This is a genomic window from Microvirgula curvata (genome assembly GCF_054781615.1).
In genome coordinates this window covers 93,451-113,012 of record NZ_BAAGUB010000036.1, presented here as the reverse complement: position 1 = coordinate 113,012, position 19,562 = coordinate 93,451, and the positions used below count along the sequence as shown (strand labels likewise).

Below are 19,562 nucleotides of genomic sequence, written 5' to 3'. Positions count from 1 at the left end.
CATGCCGATCCGGCATGCGTCAGGTCGGCATTATATTGAACGGGAGCGGATTTTCCCGCCCCGCGTCAGTCGCATCGGCGTCGATGCTGCCGCTGGCAGGTTACAATCCGCTGTCCGCCTCCCGACTCCAGATACCCCGCATGTTCCCGAAACTCGTATTGGCATCGAACAATGCCGGCAAGCTCAAAGAATTTTCCGCCCTGCTCGCACCGCTCGGCATCGGTGAAGTGATCCCGCAAGGACAGCTTGATGTTCCCGAAACCGACGAGCCGTTTTCCACCTTCCTGGAAAACGCGCTGCGCAAGGCCCGCCACGCCAGCCGGCTGACCGGCCTGCCGGCACTGGCAGACGATTCCGGCCTGTGTGTCGATGCACTCGGCGGCCAGCCCGGCGTGCTGTCGGCCCGCTATGCCGGCGAACCGAAATCCGATGCGCGCAACAACCAGAAACTGCTCGACGAGCTGGGGGATCGCACCGATCGCGCCGGTCACTACTACTGCGTACTGGTGCTGGTCCGCCATGCCGACGACCCGCAGCCCATCGTCGCCGATGCGCTGTGGCGTGGCGAGATCCTCCGTGCGGCGCGCGGCGATGGCGGTTTCGGCTACGATCCGCTGTTCTGGCTGGCCGGGCATGACTGCTCGGTGGCCGAGCTCGATCCGGTGATCAAGAACCGTGACAGCCATCGCGGCCAGGCACTCGCGGCGCTGGTGAGCAAGCTCGGGGCTGTTGCCCGGTGAGCACGACCCTGGCCCTGCCCGGCGCCTCGGGCTGGCGGCTGGATGCACCGCCGCCGCTGTCGCTGTACGTCCATATCCCGTGGTGTATCCGCAAGTGCCCGTACTGCGATTTCAACTCGCATCAGGTCCGGGATGACCTGGACGAGACGCGCTATGTCGATGCGCTGCTGGCCGATCTCGATTGCGCGCTGCCGCTGGTCTGGGGACGCCCGCTGCGGACCATTTTCATCGGCGGCGGCACGCCGAGCCTGTTCTCCGCCGAGGCCATCGACCGGCTGCTGTCCGGCGTGCGGGCGCGGCTGCGACTCGACCCCGATGCCGAGATCACGCTGGAAGCCAACCCGGGCACGGCCGAAGCCGGCCGTTTCCGCGACTATCGCGCTGCTGGCATCAACCGGCTGTCGATCGGCATCCAGAGCTTCGATGCCCGCTACCTGACTGCGCTCGGTCGCGTGCATGACAGCCGCGAGGCACACCATGCCGCCGATCTGGCCGCCGATATCTTCGGCAATTTCAACCTCGATCTGATGTATGCACTGCCGCGCCAGTCGCTGGCCGATGCCCTGGCCGATGTCGATGCGGCGCTGGCCCATGCACCGACCCATCTGTCCTGCTATCACCTGACCATCGAACCGAACACGCTATTCGCCCGCCATGTTCCGGCCAAACTGCCGGACGACGACACCTCGGCCGACATGCAGGAGGCCATCGAGGCCAGACTGGCCCGGGCCGGTTTCGAGCACTACGAAACGTCGGCGTTCTGTCGCCCCGGCCGGGCCGGCCGTCACAACCTGAACTACTGGGGTTTTGGCGACTACATCGGCATCGGCGCCGGCGCGCATGGCAAGATCACCCTGCACGACCGTGTCCTGCGGCAGATGCGTCACAAGCAACCGGCCGCCTACCTGCAGGCAGTCGGGCGCGGCGAACCGGTACAGAACGAGCACGAGGTCGCACTGGCCGACCTGCCGTTCGAGTTCATGATGAACGCGCTGCGGCTGATCGACGGCGTGCCGAGTTCGCTATTTGGCGAACGAACTGGTCTGCCGCTGGCACGCATAGCCCGCCCGCTCGGCGAAGCGGTCGAGCGCGGCCTGCTCGATCCGGATCCGACCCGGCTGCGGCCCACGCTGCAGGGCCAGCGTTTCCTGAATGATCTACTCACCCTGTTTCTTCGAGAGGAAAACTGAAATGGCAGAAAAACACATCATCCATACCGATCGCGCTCCCGCCGCCATTGGCGCGTATTCGCAAGCCGTCCGCGTCGGCGACATCGTCTACCTGTCCGGCCAGATCCCGCTTGACCCGGCCAGCATGCAGCTGGTCGACGGTATCGAAGTCCAGGTCCATCAGGTGTTTACCAACCTGAAGGCCGTGACCGAAGCCGCCGGCGGCTCGCTCGACCATATCGTCAAACTGAATATCTTCCTTACGGATCTGGGCCATTTCGCTAAAGTGAATGAAATCATGGGCCAGTATTTCCAGCAGCCGTACCCGGCACGTGCCGCGGTCGGCGTGGCCGCGCTGCCGAAGGGCGCGCTGGTCGAGGCGGAAGGCGTAATGGCACTGTAAGCCGCCCTCTCCCGCGGCGGGCAGTTCCCTTGTCAGCAGTCTGGAGCCGAAATGCGTGCCATCCTGTTGTTCTGGCTGTTCCTGCTCGCCGCCACACCACTCCGGGCGGCGGACGCGGCCCCTGTCGCCACGACAGCCACGGCCGCCCCGCCGCCGGCTACCCTGCGCATCGACAATCGCGACGTGGTGGTGTTTCGCAGCGTGCTGTTTGGCTATCCGCCTGCAGAGCGGGCCGCCGCCGCGAACTCGCGGGTCGAACAGGTTCTGGAGCGCCACCCGGACGGCAAACTGCAAACGCGCGAACTGCCGCAGGGCACGTCGATCCAGATCGATGACCGCTTCCTGTTCATGGTCGGCCCCGGTGACGCCGATGCGCTGACCGGCGAAACCCGCGCCGACGTGGTCCGCCACGCGCTGACCACCCTGAACACCCTGATGACCGAGCGGCGCGAACTGCGCTCGCCGGCCCGCTTCCTGTTTGCCCTGTTGCGCTCGGCGCTGATCCTGCTTGGTGTCGCGCTGGCGCTGACCGCCGGCGCCAGGGCCACGGCCAGTGCGCGGCGGCTGGCCGAAACCCGCCTGACCGGCAACCATTTGCTGTTCCGTATACCGTTCTGGCAACGCGCAGTGCGCGGTACGGTGCGGCTGGCCAGTGCACTCTGGGTCCTTGCCGTGCTCTATATCGGACTGTCGATGCTGCTGTCGACCTTCCCGATCACCCGTGCCTGGGGCGAGGCCCTCGATGTGACCCTGCTCGGTTTTGCGCTGCGCATCGGTCTGGCCACCGTCGACGCCCTGCCCGGCATCGGCGTGGTGCTGGTCATCATCGTCCTGACGCGCTGGGCCGTGCAGATCGTCCACTACCTGCTGTCCCGGGTCGAAAGCGGCGAGCTGACCCTGCCCCTGTTCGATCAGGACACCGCCGGGACGACGCGCAAGCTCCTGATCGTTGCCCTGTGGCTGTTTGCGCTGGCAATGATGTATCCGTATTTCCCCGGCGCCAACACCGATGCCTTCAAGGGGCTGTCGGTGGTGATCGGCCTGATGGTGTCGCTCGGCGCATCGAGCGTGGTCGGCCAGTTCGCCAGCGGGCTGATCCTGATCTACTCGCACGCGATCCGTCCCGGTGAATACGTGTCGGTTGGCGAGATCGAAGGCACGGTCGCCAATATCGGTCTGTTCGCGACCAAGATCCACACCAATCTGCGCGAGGAAGTCAGCATTCCGAACTCGGTGCTGGTCAGCCAGAGCGTCAAGAATTTCTCCCGCCTCGCGCACGATGGCGGCGTGATCCAGCTGGTCACGCTGACCATCGGCTACGGCACGCCATGGCGCCAGGTCGAGGCAATGCTGCTGATGGCCGCCGATCGCACCAGCGGCGTGCGCCGAGACCCGAAACCGTTCGTATTCCAGACCCGGCTGTCGGACTACTATGTCGAATACAGCCTGCGCGTGGCGCTGGACGAACCGCGTGAGCGGCTGCGCATTCTCGACGAGCTGCACAGCCACATTCTCGACGTGTTCAACGAGTACGGCGTGCAGATCACCTCGCCGAACTACGAGGACGACCCGCACACGCCACAGATGGTGGCACCGGAAGACTGGTATCCGCCGCCGGCCCGCCGCCCGCCGGCCTGATCAGGCGGCCCTTGCCCTGATTCGCGCCATCCACCCCCCGCCGAAAACGTTGACCACCAGCCCGACGATCAGCAGCGCACTGCCGCCCCACTGCAGCGGGCTCGGCCATTCATCAAGCAACAGTGCCGCCGTGCTCAGGCCGACCACCGGAATCAGCAGCGAGAACGGTGCCACCCGGTTGGCCGGATGGCGTGCCAGCAGACCGCTCCACAGGCTGTAGCCGAGCAGCGTCGCGCCGAATGACAGATAGGCGACGGCGGCCAGTGATTGCAGGCTGAAGCCGGCCAGCGCCGCCCACACCGTCGACGGTCCCTCGATCGCCAGCGACAGGGCAAGGAATGGCAGCGGCGGCACCAGACTCGACCACACCACCAGCGCCAGCATGTCCGGGTGGTGGCCTTCCTGCGTCATCTTGCGCACCACGATATTGGACGCCGCCCAGCAGGCCGCGGCCGCCACGGTTAACAGGAAACCGAGCAGTGTCATGCCATGGCCGTGGCTGGCACCGATCAGGGCCAGCCCGGCGCCGGCGAACAGCAGGCCGGCCAGTTGCGGCCGCGTCCAGTGCTCGCCAATCAGGCAGGCCGCCAGCACCAGGGTCAGGAAGGCCTGCGACTGCAGCACCACCGACGCCAGCCCGGCCGGCATGCCGACATACAAAGCCGAGAACAGAAAGCCGAACTGGCACAAGCCGACGGTCAGCCCGTAGGCAACCAGCCAGCGCCACGGCACTGCCGGCCGGCGAATCAGGAAGATGGCCGGCAAAGCCGCCAGGGTAAAGCGCACGCCCCCCAGCAGCAGCGGCGGCAGACCGGCCAGGCCCCACTTGATCACGACGAAGTTGACGCCCCAGACAATAACAATCAATAGCGCTTTGGCATAATCGGACAATGGCATGAAAACTCCGAAAAACAGGAAAAACTCACCAATACTCTCAAATAGTTGAACGATTTACTTCTGTTTCAATCGCCAGCAGATTGCAGCCATGGCGGCCGCTCAAACACAAGATTTTCGCCAGCCATCAAATGCGAAATGTCAATTCGTACTTCTGCGGATTGAATTTGATGCAAATTTCATCAAATATGCAGTGACGATTGATGTGCATCAACCACCGGAAGTCCGGAAAGGTCGATATTGCGCCCAATCCCAGACGCCCCGGAGTGCTTGGCATCATGTGCGCGGCAGACCCTCTTCGTCCATGCGCCATGAACGCCGTTCCGGAGCGGCGATGGCTTCCCTGCTGTGGGGAGTGCCATTGTTTTTGTGAACGACCCCGGAAAAACTGCCATGAAACTGAAATCCTTCCTGAAAAAATTCGCCCGCGACGAACGTGGTGTCAGTGCTCTGGAATACGCGATCCTGGCGGCCGTGGTTGCCGTTGCCGTGGTTGCCATCGGCCCGAAGATTACTGCGCTTTACACTTCTACCTTCACAAAGGCAACCGATGCGGTCGGCAAGCTTGACACCCAGGCGACACCAAAAGAATAAGCAAACGCAGTGAACTGATGGAGAGTTTCTGGACTGGCGCGCAGCACTGGGCATCATTGGGCATTTCCAGTGCATCCAGCCTGATACTCGTGGGGCTGGCGTGGCACGACCTGCTGTATCGTCGGTTGCCAAATCAGCAGGTAGCCAGCCTCGCCCTGCTGTTTCCAGTACAGCTCCTGAGTGCAGGCTGGCCTCCCGGCCAGTTGATTCCCCATCTTGCCATTGCCTTGGTCACATTGCTGTTCTGCGCCATATTGGTCGCCATCGGCGGCTTTGGTGGCGGTGATGCAAAGTTGGCGGCAACAGTCATGTTGTGGGCCGGTCCTGCTGCTGCCGGTACCACATTGCTGCTGATTACCCAGGCCGGACTGCTGCTTGCTCTGACCGGGCTGGCGGCGGAAAGAATGCTGCCTCGCCTCGCACCTGACAGCCGGTTGCATCGGGCTCTGTCCAGTCTGGTACCGGTCCCTGGCGTGCCCTATGGCATCGCGCTGTCCCTGGGCGGTCTGTATGCGGTATGGACCTCCTTCTCGATGCATGCATGATCAACGGCTGAATCTGAATGAAACTTGTACTTCGAGGCTGCCTGCTGCTGATCGCGGCGGCCGTGATTGCGCTTGTGCTGCGTACCGCCTTGCTCAATGCCAACACCCCGACCGCACCCGCAAAGCCGGAACGGGTACCGGTCCGTGTCGCCGCCACCGAGCTGCCGCCGGGCCGTCTGCTGCGCGACAGTGAAATGAACTGGCAGGACATGGCCGTCAATCAGGTGCCGAAAGGCGCCATCACCCGCAACGAGACTGACAAGCTGGCGCAACTGAAAGGCGCGCTGGTGCGCCATCCGCTGGCCGCCGGTGCGCCGATCCGTCTTGAAGACGTGATCGCCGCCGACACGCCGGGTTTCCTCGCTGCAGCCCTGAAGCCGGGCATGCGCGCGATCTCGGTACCGATTACTGATGTGTCCGGCAACTCCGGCCTGATCCAGCCCGGTGACTTTATCGATCTGATCCTGACCCAGTCGATGCGCGAAGCGTCGCCCGGCCAGGCAGTGGTCAGCGAAACCATCGCCACCGGCCTGCGCGTCATTGCCGTCGGCAGCACCATTGCCCGTCCCAAGGACGCCGACAGCGCCAATACCCGTGCCAGCACGGCGTCACTGGAAGTGTCGCCGCGCGCAGCCGAGATCATTACCGTCGCGGCACGCATGGGCGAACTGTCGCTGGCGCTGCGCAGCTTCGCCAACGAGGGGCGCGAAGGCGCACCGACCGAGGAAATCCCGCCGGCACGCGGCATGACCTGGGCCGGCGACATCTCGCAGGCCGCCCGGGCAGCGACGCCACCGCGCAGTGAGCGAGCAGCCCCGTCGTCGGGTGGACTCTCCACCGGCAATGCGGCAGGCGTGGTCATCCTGCGCGGGTCGAAACGCGACAATCAGACCGGCGTGCCCACCGGCCTTGCCGGGCTGCTGGCGCCCGCCTCTGCCACGGCTCCCGTGCCGCCACCGCAATGAATCGAAGCCTCGCCATGATGTATTCCCCTTCCCGTTTGCTGCTTGCCAGCCTGCTGACCCTGTCGCCACTGCCGGCCCTGGCCGCACCGGCCGTCTCGGCCAATGCCGAACTGCTGACACTGGCGATGGGCAGTGGCGAACTGCTGCACCTGCCCGGCGCGGCAGCGACCGTCTTTATCGCCGACCCGGACATCGCCGATGTGCAGGTGCCCAGGGCCAATGCCGTGTTCGTGCTCGGCAAGAAGACCGGCACCACCACACTGTACGCACTCGATGCCGCCGGCCGGCCGTTGCTGCAGCGGCGGATCGCGGTCCAGCACAATGTGACCGAACTGTCCCGGCTGCTGCGCCAGCGCTTCCCGGACCTGCGACTGAAGGTCGAGTCGGCCCCTGGTTCGCTGATGGTGTCCGGCGCGGTCAACAGCGCGCAGGAAATCAATGCCGTTGCCCAGACCCTGCAACCATCGCTGGGCGACAAGGAAACGCTGATCAACCGGCTGACGCTGTCCAGTCCGACCCAGGTCCACCTGCGGGTGCGCATTACCGAGGTATCGCGTGACGTGGTACAGCAGCTCGGCATCAACTGGGCGGCAATCGGCTCGTCCGGCAACTCGATGTGGGGCTTTATCAGTGGCCGTGATGCCTATACCGATGCCGGCAAGTTCATCCTGCCGTCCGGTGGCGGCTACTCGCTGCTCGGCGGTTACAAGACCGGCAACACGTCGATTACCGGCGTGATCGACGTTCTCGACCGCGAAGGGTTGATGACGATACTGGCCGAGCCGAATCTGACCGCCGTGTCCGGCGAGACCGCCAGCTTCCTGGCCGGCGGCGAATTCCCGATCCCGGTCGCCCAGACCGGCAGCGGCAGTGGCGGCTCGGCGGCAATCACGGTCGAATTCAAATCGTTCGGCATTGCGCTGGACTTCACTCCGACCGTGCTGGCCAACGACCGCATCAGCCTGAAAGTCAGACCGGAAGTCAGCGAACTGAGCCAGGCCAACAGCATCGTCATGAATGGTTCTACCATCCCGGGGCTGTCGATCCGCCGGGTGGAAACCACGGTCGAACTCGGCAGCGGCCAGAGCTTCGCCATCGGCGGCCTGCTGCAGAACAATGTGCGCGACATCCTCAGCCAGTTGCCCGGCCTCGGCCAGTTGCCGGTTCTCGGCAAGCTGTTCTCGTCGACCGACTATCAGAACAACAAATCCGAACTGGTGGTCATCGTTACGCCGTATCTGGTGAAACCGGCCGGTGCCGGCCAGCTGCGTTCGGCACTGGACAGCATCCGCCCGGCCAGCGATGTCGAAACCGTGCTGCAGCAGCAGATTGGCCTCGATCCGCTTGATGGCGACACGCCGCGCCTGACCGGCAATGCCGGCTTTGCCTACTGAACCGGGAGCGCCTCATGCCGAATTCTCGTTTCCCCCTGCTCCGTGTCCTGCCCCTGCTGCTGATGCTGACGGCCTGCGCGCCGTTTGGCACCGCCAGAATGCCGGACGCATCAATCATCCGTGTCGATGCCAGCGGCCACGCCAGCGTGCCTGACTGTGCACCGCTGGCCCAGCGCTCATACATGTGGGACACGCTCAAATTCAGGAAACGGCCGGTGATAGCTTTCGGCTGCGCGACCCAGCGCAATCTGGCCACGATGATTGCCGATCCGAACGATCTGCTGCGCGGCCGCGACTACACCGGCCAGGACGCCACCACCGCCAGCAGCGCCGTCCAGCGCTACAAGGACGGCAAGGTCACCCCGCTGCGCAATACCTCGTCGACTGACGGCCAGCAGGGCGGCGGCAGCAGCGGCGGAGGATCGCAATGAGCATGATCGACATGCTGCGCCCGTCGGCCGGCAAACAGGCCAGCCATGCCGAATTCGTCGCCTTTCTGGCCGACGACGAGAGCGCCGCCATCGTTCAGCGCTATGTTGCGCAGCGGATGCTGCCGCATGCGCATGTGGCACGCGGCAACGTCGACCAGGCGATTGAATTCCTGCAGAAGCTGGAACGGGCGCCGTTGCAACTGCTGATCGACGTCTCCGGCTCGGACACGCCGCTGTCGGAGCTGGCGCGGCTGGCCGATGCCTGCGAGCCGTCGGTCGAGGTCTATGTGGTCGGCGGCAAGAACGATGTCGGCCTGTATCGCAGCCTGCTGCAGCTCGGCGTGCGCGACTATCTGGTCAAGCCGCTGACGGTCGACCTGCTGATGCGCATGCTCGGCAAGTCCGAACCGCTGCAACAGGCGCGCACCGGCAAGGTCATCACCCTGCTCGGCACCCGGGGCGGTGTCGGCGTCAGCACTATCGCCACCCATCTGGGACGCTATCTGGCCAATGTCAGCCAGCGCCGGGTGGCACTGGTCGACCTGAATCTGCATGGCGGCACCGTCAATATCCTGCTCGGGCTGGACAGCAATAACGGACTGACCGATGTGCTGCAGAACGTGCAGCGGCTGGATACCCAGTATATGGAGCGGACGCTGGTCGCCCACAGCAGCCGGCTGTTCGTGCTGTCGGCCGAGCTCGATTTCGAGCAGGCATTTCCGCTTCGCGCCGGTGCAGCCGCCGAACTGATCAATGTACTGAAACAGCACTTCCACTACGTGCTGGTCGACGCCCCGCCGCCCGGCCTGTGCCATGGCGAACTGACCGAAGAAGCGCTGACCCAGTCCAAGGTGGTGTATGTGGTTGCCGACCGCAGCGTCCACTCGGCACGCAATATCGCCCGGCTGGTGCGCTATGCCGGCAACCGCGAAAACGAACCGGTAGTGTCGCTGCTGCTGAACCAGCCGGCGCCGGTCAGCGCCGCCCATGTTGCCAGCGCCGACCTTGCCGACGCCTGCCGGCGCGCGGTACTGCAGGAGCTGCCGTATGACGCGCTGAGCGTGGCCACGGCCGAGAATCTTGGCGAGGCCCTGGCGGCGAAATCGACCTTCGGTCTGGCCATCGCCCGGCTGGCCGACGATCTCAGCGGCACGGCGCAGAAACCGCAGGCGCTGTCGCGCTGGCGTCAGTTGCTGAAGCGGGGAGGCTGAACATGTTCGGACGCAAGCAGAACGAGGCACCGGCCGCCGCTGCGCCGGCCCCGGTCTCCCGCACGGGCAGTGCCGAGCCCGCGGCCGTGCCCGAGCGGCCGGTGGCGGTCGACGACAGCGAACTGCTGGTTCGTTCGTCCGAGTTCCACACCCTGCGCAATGCGGTGTTCGCATCGATGAACGTGTCGGTTGCGGTGCTGAAGACCCGCGAGCAGGTACGCAGCGATGTGGAAAAGATCGTCTCCGACCTGATTGATCACGAGCGCATCCGCATCACCACCCAGGAGCAGGGCCAGGCCGTCGACGAGATTCTCAACGACATGTTCGGCATCGGCCCGATCGAGCCGCTGCTGGCCGATGACAGCGTGACCGATATCCTGGTCAACGGCCCGGACCAGATCTATGTCGAACGCCATGGCCGGCTGGAACTGGCACCGCAGAAGTTCCGCGACAATGCCCACGTGGTCAATGTCGCCCAGCGCATTGCTGCGTCGATCGGTCGCCGGGTCGACGAAAGCAGCCCGATGGTTGACGCCCGGCTCGCCGATGGCAGCCGGGTCAACGTGGTGCTGCCGCCGCTGGCGCTGGATGGCGCCTGCATCGCCATCCGCAAATTTTCCAAGAAGAACATCACGTTCTCGCGCATGGTCCAGCAGGGCAACCTGTCGGCGCCGATGGCGAAACTGCTGGAAATCGCCAGTGCCTGCCGGCTGAATGTGGTGATTTCCGGCGGTACCGGCTCCGGCAAGACCACGCTGATGAATGCGATGTCACGCACCATCAGCAGCAATGAACGCATCCTGACCATCGAGGACGCCGCCGAACTGCAGCTGCAGCAACCGCACGTGGTCCGGCTGGAAACCCGGCCGGAAAACGCCGAAGGCCTCGGCCAGATCTCGCAGCGCGACCTGGTCCGCAACGCGCTGCGGATGCGCCCCGACCGCATCATTCTCGGTGAAACCCGGGGCGCGGAAGCGTTCGACGTGTTGCAGGCGATGAACACCGGCCACGACGGCTCGATGACCACGGTCCACGCCAACACCCCGCGCGATGCCATCACCCGGCTGGAAAGCATGGTGATGATGTCGCACGGCAGCCTGCCGCTGGTGTCGATCCGCCGCCAGATCGCCGGCGCCGTGCACCTGATCGTGCAGATCGAGCGCATGCGCGACGGCATGCGCCGCATTACCAGCATCACCGAAATCGCCGGCATGGAAGGCGACGTGATCATTACCCAGGACCTGTTCCAGTTCAAATACGATCCGAGCACCTATGGCGACGAGGTCAAGGGCAGTTTCGAGAGCTCGCGCATGCGTCCGGTGTTCGCCACCCGTGCGACCTACTACGGACTGGAAACAGCGCTGCTGGAGGCGATGCAGTCATGAACCCGGCCACCCTGAATCTGCTGACGCTGGCGGCATTCATCGCCGCGCTGCTGATCGGGCTGGCCGTGGTCTGGAGCCGCGACGCGTGGCGCCAGCGCCCGCCGCAGCGCATACGCGACCGCCTGTTTGCCAGCCTGGCGGAACGCATGGTCGATACCGGCGGCAGCGATGCTCAGGGAGGCGATGCGCTGTTCAAGCGCCGTCAGCAGGATGGCCTGTTGCAGCGGCTTGCCGCCCGCTACCTGGGTCGCCTGAAAACCGTCGCCGGACCGCGCGACAGCAAGATCCTGCTCGTAGTCATCATTCTCCTTACCGTTGCCGGCATGCTGCTGGCACCGCTGCTGCCGCTGGCGCTGTGGCAGTCGGCGCTGCTGGTCGCCGCCCTGCCACCGCTGCTTGCCGTGCTCGGCTACCGTTTTCTGGTCGCACGTTTCAACCGTCGCTTCCTGCACCTGTTTCCCGACGCGCTCGACCTGATCGTGCGTGCAGTGCGCGCCGGCGTGCCGGTCGCCAAGGCCATCCACAGCGCCGGCGACGAATTTGCCGCGCCGATCAGCACCGAGTTCCGGCTGATGGGCGACGCCCTGCGGCTCGGCATCGACATGCAGCAGGTGCTGGAAGACGCCGATCGCCGCATTGCCATCTCCGATTTTTCGTTCTTTGTCGTCTGCCTGCAGTTGCAGCGCGAAACCGGCGGCCAGTTGACCGAGACGCTGGAGAACCTGTCGCAGATCATCCGTACCCGGCGCGAGCTGGGCCTCAAGGCCAAGGCACTGACGGCCGAGGGCCGTACCGCCAGCAAGGTGATCGCGGCCGTCCCGGTCTGCATTCTGGCCGCGCTGTGGGTCAGCAGCCCAGACTATATCGGTGTGCTGTTCCATACCGAGAGTGGTCGCCACATCCTGTGGACCGCCACTGCATTGGCAACCCTGGGCCTGCTACTGATCAACCGAATGTCGAAGCTGGAGACCTGACATGCCCATTGAACTGGATACTCTGGTCGATCTGCTGCTGTTCGCTGTCATTTGCGCCGCAGCGCTGTTCTATATCAGTGCACGTTCTGGCGTCGGCAATCGCGTTTCCACACGCCTGCGCACATTGACCGAAGCGCGCCCTGGCTCAAGCGCCAGCATCAATATGCCACCACTAAAGCGACTTCTGCGACGAGTAGCCAGGTTTGGCGACAGCCTGCCACTGTTTGATGCGATGCAGCGCACCCGGCTGGCCACTGTGCTGCGCCAGGCCGGGCTGCGTAGTCCACTTGCCCTGTCCATCCTGGCCTGTGCCAAGCTCGGCTGCGGAATGGCACTGGTGCTGGTACAGCAGACATCGGCACCCGACCTGCTTGGCACTACCCTGTCGATGCGCGCACTGGCCGGCATCGGTGCTTTTGTCATCGGGCTGATCCTGCCCGAGTACGCACTGAAGCACCGGGTAAAGAACCGGCAGCGGCAGATCGAGTCTGCACTGCCGAACGCGCTCGACCTGCTGGTGATCTGCACCAACGCCGGTTACAGCCTGGCCGCCAGCATGGGCCGCAGCGCACGCGAGCTGGAACGGGTGTGCCCGGCGCTGGCCGATGAACTCACAGTGACCACCGGCGAATTGCAGCTCAGCGGCGACAGCAACACCGCGCTGCGCAACCTCGCCGACCGGGTCGGCACGCCATCGGTGCGCAGCCTGGTGGCGACGCTGATCCAGGCCCAGCAATACGGTACGCCGATTACCCAGTCGCTGCGCATGCTGGCCCGAACCGAACGCAATACACGCATGCTGGCACTGGAGGAGCAGGCCGCCAAGCTGGCGACCAAGATCACTGTGCCGATGATCGTATTTATCCTGCCAACCGTGGTGCTGATTGCTGGCGGTCCCGCCGCACTGAACCTGATGTCCGCTTTTGGAGGCCGCTAATGTCCCGCGCATCCCTGTTGTTCCCGTTGCTGCTTGCCACCGCGCTGTCCGCTTGCGGCACCTATGCAGCTCCCTCGCGCACCGTGGCATCCAATCTGTCGTCGCCGGATGCCGACCTGCGCCTGGCGCGCAGTGCACTCGAAAGTGGTGACACCAGCATGGCGGCAACGCTGTTCGGCAAAGTGCTGGCCGCGACACCGGACTCGGCCCCGGCCCGCCTCGGTCTGGCTGACAGCCTGTTCCTGGCCAATGAACTGGAGCAGGCGCGCCAGGCCTATGCCGCCCTGCCGCCCCATGGCGCCGAGGCACGCGCAGCCACCCTCGGTCTGGCCCGCATCGACCTGCGCCAGCGCCAGCCGGACGCTGCCATCCCCCGCTACCAGGCGCTGCTGGCCCAGCGGCCCGACGATGCCCAGGCGCTGGCCGGCCTCGGCGTCGCCTATGACCTGAAAGGCGATCACGCCCAGGCACAGGCGACCTATCGCGCCGGGCTGGCCGCCCATCCGGCCGACATGGCGCTGCGCAACAATCTCGGCCTGTCGCTGATCCTGTCGCACCAGCCGCGCGCCGGTGCCAACATGCTGCTCGACCTGGCCAATGTCCCGTCCGCTCCGCCCCAGGGCCGGCAGAACCTGGCGCTGGCCTACGGCATGCTCGGCAATGCCGATGCCGCCGAGCGCATCCTGCAGATCGACCTGCCAGACAGCCAGGTACAGGACAATCTGCGCTTCTATCGTGCCGTGCGAGCCCGGCTCGGCCAGCAGGGCAAAGGCTCATGATCCGGCGCTGGCGCGGCGACAGCGGCGCCTCAGCGCTCGAGTTCGCGCTGGTATCGCCCTTTCTGCTTTTGCTGATTATCGGCACGCTCGATATTGCAATCGCCATGCTGACCGACGGCTTCCTTGAACGCAGTGTTCGTGCCGCAACCCGACTCGGCATCACTACCTCCGTTCCGACAGGGAAAACCCGCGAAGAAGCGATCCGCGACATCATCTGGGCCGGTGTCGGCGACTGGGTTGGCAATCCGTCTCGGCTGCATATTGAAACCCGGGTCTATTCATCGTTTGCCAATGTCGGCCAACCGGAACCGTGTGGAGACGACTCCTACCAGAAAACAGGCACCTGTACCGGCAGTTTCACTGACATCAATGGCAATAACAAATGGGATCCGGACATGGGCCTCACTGGTGCCGGTGGCCGCGGCGACATCGTTTCATACCGGGTCTGGTTCGACCGTCCATCATTCACCGGCATCCTCAATCTGCTCAACATGGGCTTGTATCATTTTGAACGCCGCATCGTGATACAGAACGAATCATGAGCCGCTTATTCTTTCACTGCCGCAATGAACGTGGCGCAGCTGGCCTCGAACTGGCGATGCTCGCTCCACTGTTCCTGTGTATCCTGCTCGGCTTTTCCGAACTGCACCAATACCTGCGCGCACTCAGCATCGTTGAGCGCACCGCCTTCTCAATCGGCGACATGGTTGCGCAGCGGCCGAGCCTGCACGACAGCAACAGCCCCAGTGACAGCAGCAATATTGGCGTGTACTGGCAGGCAGCGGCGGTCAGTGCCCAGCCGCTGGATATGGCGGAAAACGGTATGGTGGTCATCACCGTGGTCAATGATGGCGGCGTGGCCAAACCAAAGATTGCCTGGCAGCGAAGCGCTCCTGGCTGGAAGTCCAAGGCAACGACGCAAATAAGTGCTGCAAAACCGCTGCCGGCCGGCTTTCCGTTCTATGCCAGGGACAATACCGTGGTCGTCGAAGTGATGTACACCTTCACCCCATTCCAGGCGCTGGCGCTGTTCCTGCCGAAGGACAAGCTTCCGACTACAGAGCTGTACCGGCGCGTGTATTTCCGCCCACGCTTCAACGATCTGGATACCTTCGAGTGATGACAGACCTTCCCTTGTCCATCCGGTGTCAGCGTGGCTCGGTGACCATCGTGTTTCTGTTCAGCATGATGTCAATCACGCTGAGCCTGTTTGCCGCCATCGACATCATGCGCTACAACCTGGTGCAGTCACGGATGCAAAGTGCGCTGGATTCGGCTGTGCTGGCCGCCGGTCGCAACCTCGGCAACCTTGGTAGCTCGCCTAATCAGGCCTCGCAGGATGCATGGAAGCAGGATGCAATCGGTTATCTGCGTGCCAACATGCCGGACGGCTATATGGGCAGCAGTTACGACATTGGCAAGGTTGTGGTCACGGTCAGTGGCGAAGCGCGTACCGGCCAGACGATCAGCATGCAAGCCACTGGCGAATTGCCACTGCTGGTCGCCGGCTTTCTGGTTACCAAGACCATGCCTCTGGTCGCCGGCAATACCGCAATGCGCAAGAACCGCCGCGATCTGGAGCTGGTGATGGTTCTGGACAATACCAAGTCAATGGACGACTCGGCTGGTAGTGGCCAGACACGGCTAACCGCATTGAAAAAAGCCGCCAACACGCTAGTGGATACCCTATTTGGCAATGGAGACACCGACTCGAATTTCAATATTGGGTTGGTACCATTTGCCAGTACGGTCAATGTAAGAGACGCAAGCGGCGCAAAACCTGTGCGCTGGCTCAAGAATGGGTCCGTCCAACCATTCACCTCGATTGGATCATGGGATGGATGCATCGTTGAGCCACAAGAAAGCAATGGTTTGCAGCCCAATCCTCCCAAAGTATTGTCTCCATCCAGCAAATCTTTCACTCCCTATTACAGCACCAATGTTGTCTCTAGCTATTGGGAGGCACGTTTTCAATTTGATAATGGCTATTGCGTTCCAAGTCCGACAACATTTCTTACCAGCAATGCAAAAACCATTAAGTCTGGCATCAATGCAATGTACGCCTATGGAGGTACAGCAATTGCAACGGGTACGCTATGGGGATGGAGGATGCTATCGCCAACCTGGCGAGGGAGCGATGGTTGGGGTAGCACTACGTTACCTCAAGACAGGGACAGTTTCCTGACTAAAGCAATGATTATCATGACGGATGGGAAAAATGGCCAATTGGGAGGATGGAGTGCAGCCCGTTTCAACCAATTTGGCACGCCAAAGCTGTCAGCGCTTCCCCCGCAAAAAAATGGTTATTACGTGGGTAATGTAGACAATTATGTGTCAGGTGACGGTGGCGCCAATCTGCCGCCATATGGCCGTCTGTATTTAAAAAACAACCAAAATTATGACGATTCGCAGGGCACCCTCGACAGGTTGCTGTTGGCAACCTGCTCTGCAGCCCGCAACGATGGAATCAAAATCTGGACCATCACCTTTGGCTCGGACGCCAGTAGCCCATCGATCCAGAACGTCATGCGCAACTGTGCCAGTGAAGCCTACTACCATGCACCGAGTGGGAGCGACCTGCAGACCATCTTCCAGAACATCGCCGGTCAACTGAGCGAACTGCGGCTGGTGAAGTAGGCACAACCCCAATGTCATTAACTTGATCTTGATCAAGATCAAGTCCGCGCTGAAATGACAAGGTATTAGACTCGCTTGCGTGGCCGGAACGGCCCGCGCAAGACGAGCCGCCTAACTTCATACAGACCCCCAGCCCGGGCCGGGACAGACGGAAAACCATAATAATCATGATTTTTACTGGACGACGAGAACGCGCCGCGCTGACCGAGCGCAATGAGCAATTGACACAACGCGCCGCCGAGCTGGAGGAGGACCTGGTCCAGGCGCGCGCCGAACTGGCCGATGCCCGGCTGCAACTGGACGAACACGAACGCCGGCTGGCCCGTCAGGGGGCTTACAACGCCGCCCTCGGTCGCTGCTGTGACAGCGTCGAGGCCATCCGCGCCTCGTTCGCCGAACTGGCCGGACAGCTCGACCACGAATTCGATACCGCCTGTGAAGCCACGCAGACGCTGAGCAGCAGCGAAACTGCGCTGAGCGGTATTTCCGACAGCTTTGACCACATGGTCAGCGCCCAGTCCGAGACCGCAACCCGCATCGATACCCTGTCCGAACACTCGGGCAATATCGGCCGCTTCGTGCAACTGATCCACGACATTGCCGACCAGACCAATCTGCTGGCGCTGAACGCAGCGATCGAGGCTGCGCGTGCCGGCGAGCAGGGGCGCGGTTTTGCCGTGGTGGCCGATGAGGTCCGCAAGCTGGCCGAGCGCACCAGCCAGGCGACCAGCGAGATCGCCACCCTGGTCAACACCATCGTCACCGGTACCCAGGACGCACGCCACCAGGTGGAAAGCACGGCCGAGCAGGCCCGCGCCTATCACGCCACCAGCCTGGAAACCACGCATACCGTCAACGTGCTGGTTCGCCACAGCGGCAAGATGGCCGGCGCCATTGCCGAAGCGGCGCATGCCAGCTTCCTCGATATCGTGCGTCTCGACCACTTTGCTTTCAAGCTCAGTATCTACAAGGCCTTCCTCGGCCTGGTCAAACTGGACGAGCACGATATCTGCAGCCATCAGCACTGCCGGATGGGCAAGTGGTACTACGACGGTCGCGGCGCGCAGCAATGCGGTGACAGCGCCGTGTTCCACCGTCTGGAAACGCCGCACCAGCAGGTGCACGAATATGGCCGCAATGCGGTTGCAGCGCTGAACGCCGGCGATTTCAAGCACGCGGCGGACGCACTGGCCGCGATGGAAGACGCGTCCAACCACGTGACCGAGCTGCTGGCGCAACTGGCCGAGGCCAGTTGCATGCAGACCCGGCTGCAGGCCGCGACCGGCAAGTAACCCCGTGCGGCGGGCCGGATGCGGGACAGGTGATATGATGACTTTATCCCCTGCCCCGCTCCAGCCGCCGCATGAACCTGCCCGCCGACTTCTTCTCCCCCCCGATCCTGCTGACCGCCGGTGCCGGCGCGCTGGCCGTGCTCGGTCTGGCGGCGACCCGGGTGCGCTGGCGCAAACTGGACCCGGTGGCGCTGAATGCATGGATGGGCGCCTGCGTCGTCATCATCCTGTTCTGGCAACTGAGTGGCGGTTTCAAGCCGGGGCTGTCGTTCCATCTGCTCGGCAGCACCGCATTCACCCTGCTGGCCGGCCCGTGGATGGCCATGATCGGCATGGCCATCGTGCTGCTTGCCCTGGCCGCCTGGGGCACGCTGGACTGGGGGTCGCTGGGGCTGATTTTCCTGATCTGCGTCGCCTGCCCGGTCACGATCACCGGCGTGGCCCTGCGACTGGCGCAGCGCTTCCTGCCGGCCAATTATTTCATTTATCTGTTTCTCAACGCCTTTCTGATCGGCGGGGCCAGCTTCTTCGCCAGCGCACTGCTGCTGGTCGCCACGCTGGGCCTGGCCGGCGCCTATCCGGCCGACGAGCTGCTGTACGACGTGCTGCCGTTCTATTTCCTGCTGTCCTGGTCCGAGGCGTTCACCACTGGCCTGATGATGTCGATCTTCGTCGTCTACAAGCCGCACTGGGTCGCCACTTTCGACGACCGTCGCTACCTGTACAACAAACCCCCTCTTTAGATGCCGGAGTCCGCATGACCGCCTTGCCGAGTTTCAGCCTGCGCTTCTGGCCGGTCTGGCAGCGCAATTTCCTGGTGTGGAAAAAACTGGCCGTGCCGTCGGTACTCGGCAACCTTGCCGATCCGATGCTGTACATGCTCGGCCTCGGTTTCGGCATCGGCAGTCTGCTGCCACAGGTCGACGGCGTGCCGTACCTGCAGTTTCTCGCTGCCGGCACGCTGTGCTATTCGACCATGAACAGCGCCACCTTCGAGGCGCTGTACTCGGCGTTCTCGCGCATGCACGTGCAGAAATCCTGGCTGGCCATCATCAACGCGCCGATCGACATCGACGACGTGGTGCTGGCCGAATGGCTGTGGGCGGCCAGCAAGAGCGTACTGTCCGGGCTGGCGATCTTTCTGGTCATGTGGGGACTGGGCCTGACGCGCCTTGCCGACGCGCCATGGCTGATGCTGGTCGTGCTGCTGGCCGGCCTGACCTTCTCCGCCATGGGGCTGGTGATGACCGCGCTGTCGCCGAGCTACGATTTCTTCATGTACTACTTCACCCTGGTCATCAGCCCGATGGTGCTGCTGTCCGGCGTGTTCTACCCGGTCGCCCAGTTGCCCGGCTGGTTGCAGACCGTCGCCGGTGCCCTGCCGCTGACCCAGGCCATCAATCTGGTCCGGCCGGTGGTCAATGGCGGCTGGCCGGTGTCGGTGCTGCAGCCGGTGCTGATCATGGTTGTTTATGCGGTTGCCTCGTACTGGCTGGCCGTGGTGCTGATCCGCCGTCGTCTGGGACGCTGATGTCAGCAGGCGGCGGATCTGGCATTCACTAGCGCTTACGTTG

Annotated in this window: 22 protein-coding genes and 1 pseudogene; 22 read left to right on the top strand and 1 reads right to left on the bottom strand. The window is 63.5% G+C overall.

Going from position 1 to position 19,562, the window contains the following annotated elements; translation table 11 throughout:
* Positions 1–140 precede the first annotated feature (140 nt).
* The 4 genes from rdgB to ACYVG8_RS17440 are packed head-to-tail and all read left to right on the top strand — an operon-like array spanning position 141 to position 3,950.
* A complete protein-coding gene (rdgB, locus tag ACYVG8_RS17455) occupies positions 141–740 on the top strand; it encodes an RdgB/HAM1 family non-canonical purine NTP pyrophosphatase (RefSeq protein ID WP_028498348.1) in 600 nt (199 codons plus the stop codon).
* Positions 737–1,930: a radical SAM family heme chaperone HemW gene (hemW, locus tag ACYVG8_RS17450; protein WP_036385258.1), complete on the top strand. Its 1,194-nt coding sequence runs from the start codon at positions 737–739 to the stop codon at positions 1,928–1,930. The genes rdgB and hemW overlap by 4 nt, the downstream gene beginning before the upstream one ends.
* Position 1,931: 1 nt before the next feature.
* The gene (locus ACYVG8_RS17445; protein WP_460746435.1) at positions 1,932–2,312 is read left to right on the top strand and encodes a RidA family protein; all 381 of its coding nucleotides are present in this window, start codon (positions 1,932–1,934) and stop codon (positions 2,310–2,312) included.
* 51 nt (positions 2,313–2,363) lie between these two features.
* Positions 2,364–3,950 (top strand): mechanosensitive ion channel family protein, encoded by a 1,587-nt coding sequence (locus tag ACYVG8_RS17440; protein ID WP_460746434.1) that lies wholly within the window; start codon positions 2,364–2,366, stop codon positions 3,948–3,950.
* On the opposite strand, the gene ACYVG8_RS17435 is transcribed toward ACYVG8_RS17440, so the two are convergent.
* Complete coding sequence (locus tag ACYVG8_RS17435) at positions 3,951–4,847, bottom strand: EamA family transporter (protein WP_028498352.1); 897 nt, start codon at positions 4,845–4,847, stop codon at positions 3,951–3,953.
* 88 nt (positions 4,848–4,935) lie between these two features.
* Between ACYVG8_RS17435 and ACYVG8_RS17430 the strand changes: the two genes are divergently transcribed.
* The 18 genes and pseudogenes from ACYVG8_RS17430 to ACYVG8_RS17345 all read left to right on the top strand — a co-directional run bounded on the left by ACYVG8_RS17430 (position 4,936) and on the right by ACYVG8_RS17345 (position 19,519).
* Positions 4,936–5,217 carry a hypothetical protein gene (locus ACYVG8_RS17430; RefSeq protein WP_156952472.1) on the top strand — a complete coding sequence of 94 codons (282 nt, stop codon included), beginning with the start codon at positions 4,936–4,938 and terminating at the stop codon, positions 5,215–5,217.
* A gap of 20 nt (positions 5,218–5,237) precedes the next feature.
* Complete coding sequence (locus ACYVG8_RS17425) at positions 5,238–5,438, top strand: Flp family type IVb pilin (RefSeq protein ID WP_460746432.1); 201 nt, start codon at positions 5,238–5,240, stop codon at positions 5,436–5,438.
* 17 nt (positions 5,439–5,455) lie between these two features.
* Positions 5,456–5,983, top strand: coding sequence for an A24 family peptidase (locus tag ACYVG8_RS17420; protein ID WP_051528688.1), 528 nt, complete (start codon positions 5,456–5,458; stop codon positions 5,981–5,983).
* Positions 5,984–6,000: 17 nt separating this feature from the next.
* The gene (gene cpaB, locus ACYVG8_RS17415) at positions 6,001–6,948 is read left to right on the top strand and encodes a Flp pilus assembly protein CpaB (RefSeq protein ID WP_028498354.1); all 948 of its coding nucleotides are present in this window, start codon (positions 6,001–6,003) and stop codon (positions 6,946–6,948) included.
* A 14-nt stretch (positions 6,949–6,962) separates the two neighbouring features.
* Positions 6,963–8,342: a type II and III secretion system protein family protein gene (locus ACYVG8_RS17410; protein WP_460746430.1), complete on the top strand. Its 1,380-nt coding sequence runs from the start codon at positions 6,963–6,965 to the stop codon at positions 8,340–8,342.
* Between the two features lie 14 nt (positions 8,343–8,356).
* A complete protein-coding gene (locus ACYVG8_RS17405; protein ID WP_460746429.1) occupies positions 8,357–8,773 on the top strand; it encodes a CpaD family pilus assembly lipoprotein in 417 nt (138 codons plus the stop codon).
* Positions 8,770–9,984, top strand: coding sequence for an AAA family ATPase (locus tag ACYVG8_RS17400; protein ID WP_460746428.1), 1,215 nt, complete (start codon positions 8,770–8,772; stop codon positions 9,982–9,984). Before ACYVG8_RS17405 ends, ACYVG8_RS17400 begins: the two co-directional genes overlap by 4 nt.
* Before the next feature lie 2 nt (positions 9,985–9,986).
* Positions 9,987–11,369: a CpaF family protein gene (locus tag ACYVG8_RS17395; RefSeq protein WP_460746426.1), complete on the top strand. Its 1,383-nt coding sequence runs from the start codon at positions 9,987–9,989 to the stop codon at positions 11,367–11,369.
* Positions 11,366–12,343 carry a type II secretion system F family protein gene (locus ACYVG8_RS17390; RefSeq protein ID WP_460746425.1) on the top strand — a complete coding sequence of 326 codons (978 nt, stop codon included), beginning with the start codon at positions 11,366–11,368 and terminating at the stop codon, positions 12,341–12,343. Before ACYVG8_RS17395 ends, ACYVG8_RS17390 begins: the two co-directional genes overlap by 4 nt.
* Before the next feature lies 1 nt (position 12,344).
* Positions 12,345–13,280 carry a type II secretion system F family protein gene (locus tag ACYVG8_RS17385; RefSeq protein WP_036385260.1) on the top strand — a complete coding sequence of 312 codons (936 nt, stop codon included), beginning with the start codon at positions 12,345–12,347 and terminating at the stop codon, positions 13,278–13,280.
* Positions 13,280–14,059 (top strand): tetratricopeptide repeat protein, encoded by a 780-nt coding sequence (locus tag ACYVG8_RS17380; protein ID WP_036385372.1) that lies wholly within the window; start codon positions 13,280–13,282, stop codon positions 14,057–14,059. The genes ACYVG8_RS17385 and ACYVG8_RS17380 overlap by 1 nt, the downstream gene beginning before the upstream one ends.
* A complete protein-coding gene (locus tag ACYVG8_RS17375) occupies positions 14,056–14,601 on the top strand; it encodes a TadE/TadG family type IV pilus assembly protein (RefSeq protein WP_460746423.1) in 546 nt (181 codons plus the stop codon). The genes ACYVG8_RS17380 and ACYVG8_RS17375 overlap by 4 nt, the downstream gene beginning before the upstream one ends.
* The gene (locus ACYVG8_RS17370) at positions 14,598–15,179 is read left to right on the top strand and encodes a TadE/TadG family type IV pilus assembly protein (RefSeq protein ID WP_036385262.1); all 582 of its coding nucleotides are present in this window, start codon (positions 14,598–14,600) and stop codon (positions 15,177–15,179) included. The genes ACYVG8_RS17375 and ACYVG8_RS17370 overlap by 4 nt, the downstream gene beginning before the upstream one ends.
* Positions 15,179–16,696: a TadE/TadG family type IV pilus assembly protein gene (locus ACYVG8_RS17365; RefSeq protein WP_028498361.1), complete on the top strand. Its 1,518-nt coding sequence runs from the start codon at positions 15,179–15,181 to the stop codon at positions 16,694–16,696. Before ACYVG8_RS17370 ends, ACYVG8_RS17365 begins: the two co-directional genes overlap by 1 nt.
* Before the next feature lie 578 nt (positions 16,697–17,274).
* Positions 17,275–17,553, top strand: a pseudogene (locus ACYVG8_RS17360) (methyl-accepting chemotaxis protein); the annotation flags it as partial.
* A gap of 24 nt (positions 17,554–17,577) precedes the next feature.
* Entirely contained in the window at positions 17,578–17,988 is a 411-nt protein-coding gene (locus ACYVG8_RS17355; RefSeq protein WP_233495217.1) for a CZB domain-containing protein, read from the top strand.
* 71 nt (positions 17,989–18,059) lie between these two features.
* Positions 18,060–18,731 carry an energy-coupling factor ABC transporter permease gene (locus ACYVG8_RS17350; protein WP_028498362.1) on the top strand — a complete coding sequence of 224 codons (672 nt, stop codon included), beginning with the start codon at positions 18,060–18,062 and terminating at the stop codon, positions 18,729–18,731.
* Positions 18,732–18,745: 14 nt separating this feature from the next.
* A complete protein-coding gene (locus ACYVG8_RS17345; RefSeq protein ID WP_107888598.1) occupies positions 18,746–19,519 on the top strand; it encodes an ABC transporter permease in 774 nt (257 codons plus the stop codon).
* Positions 19,520–19,562 lie beyond the last annotated feature (43 nt).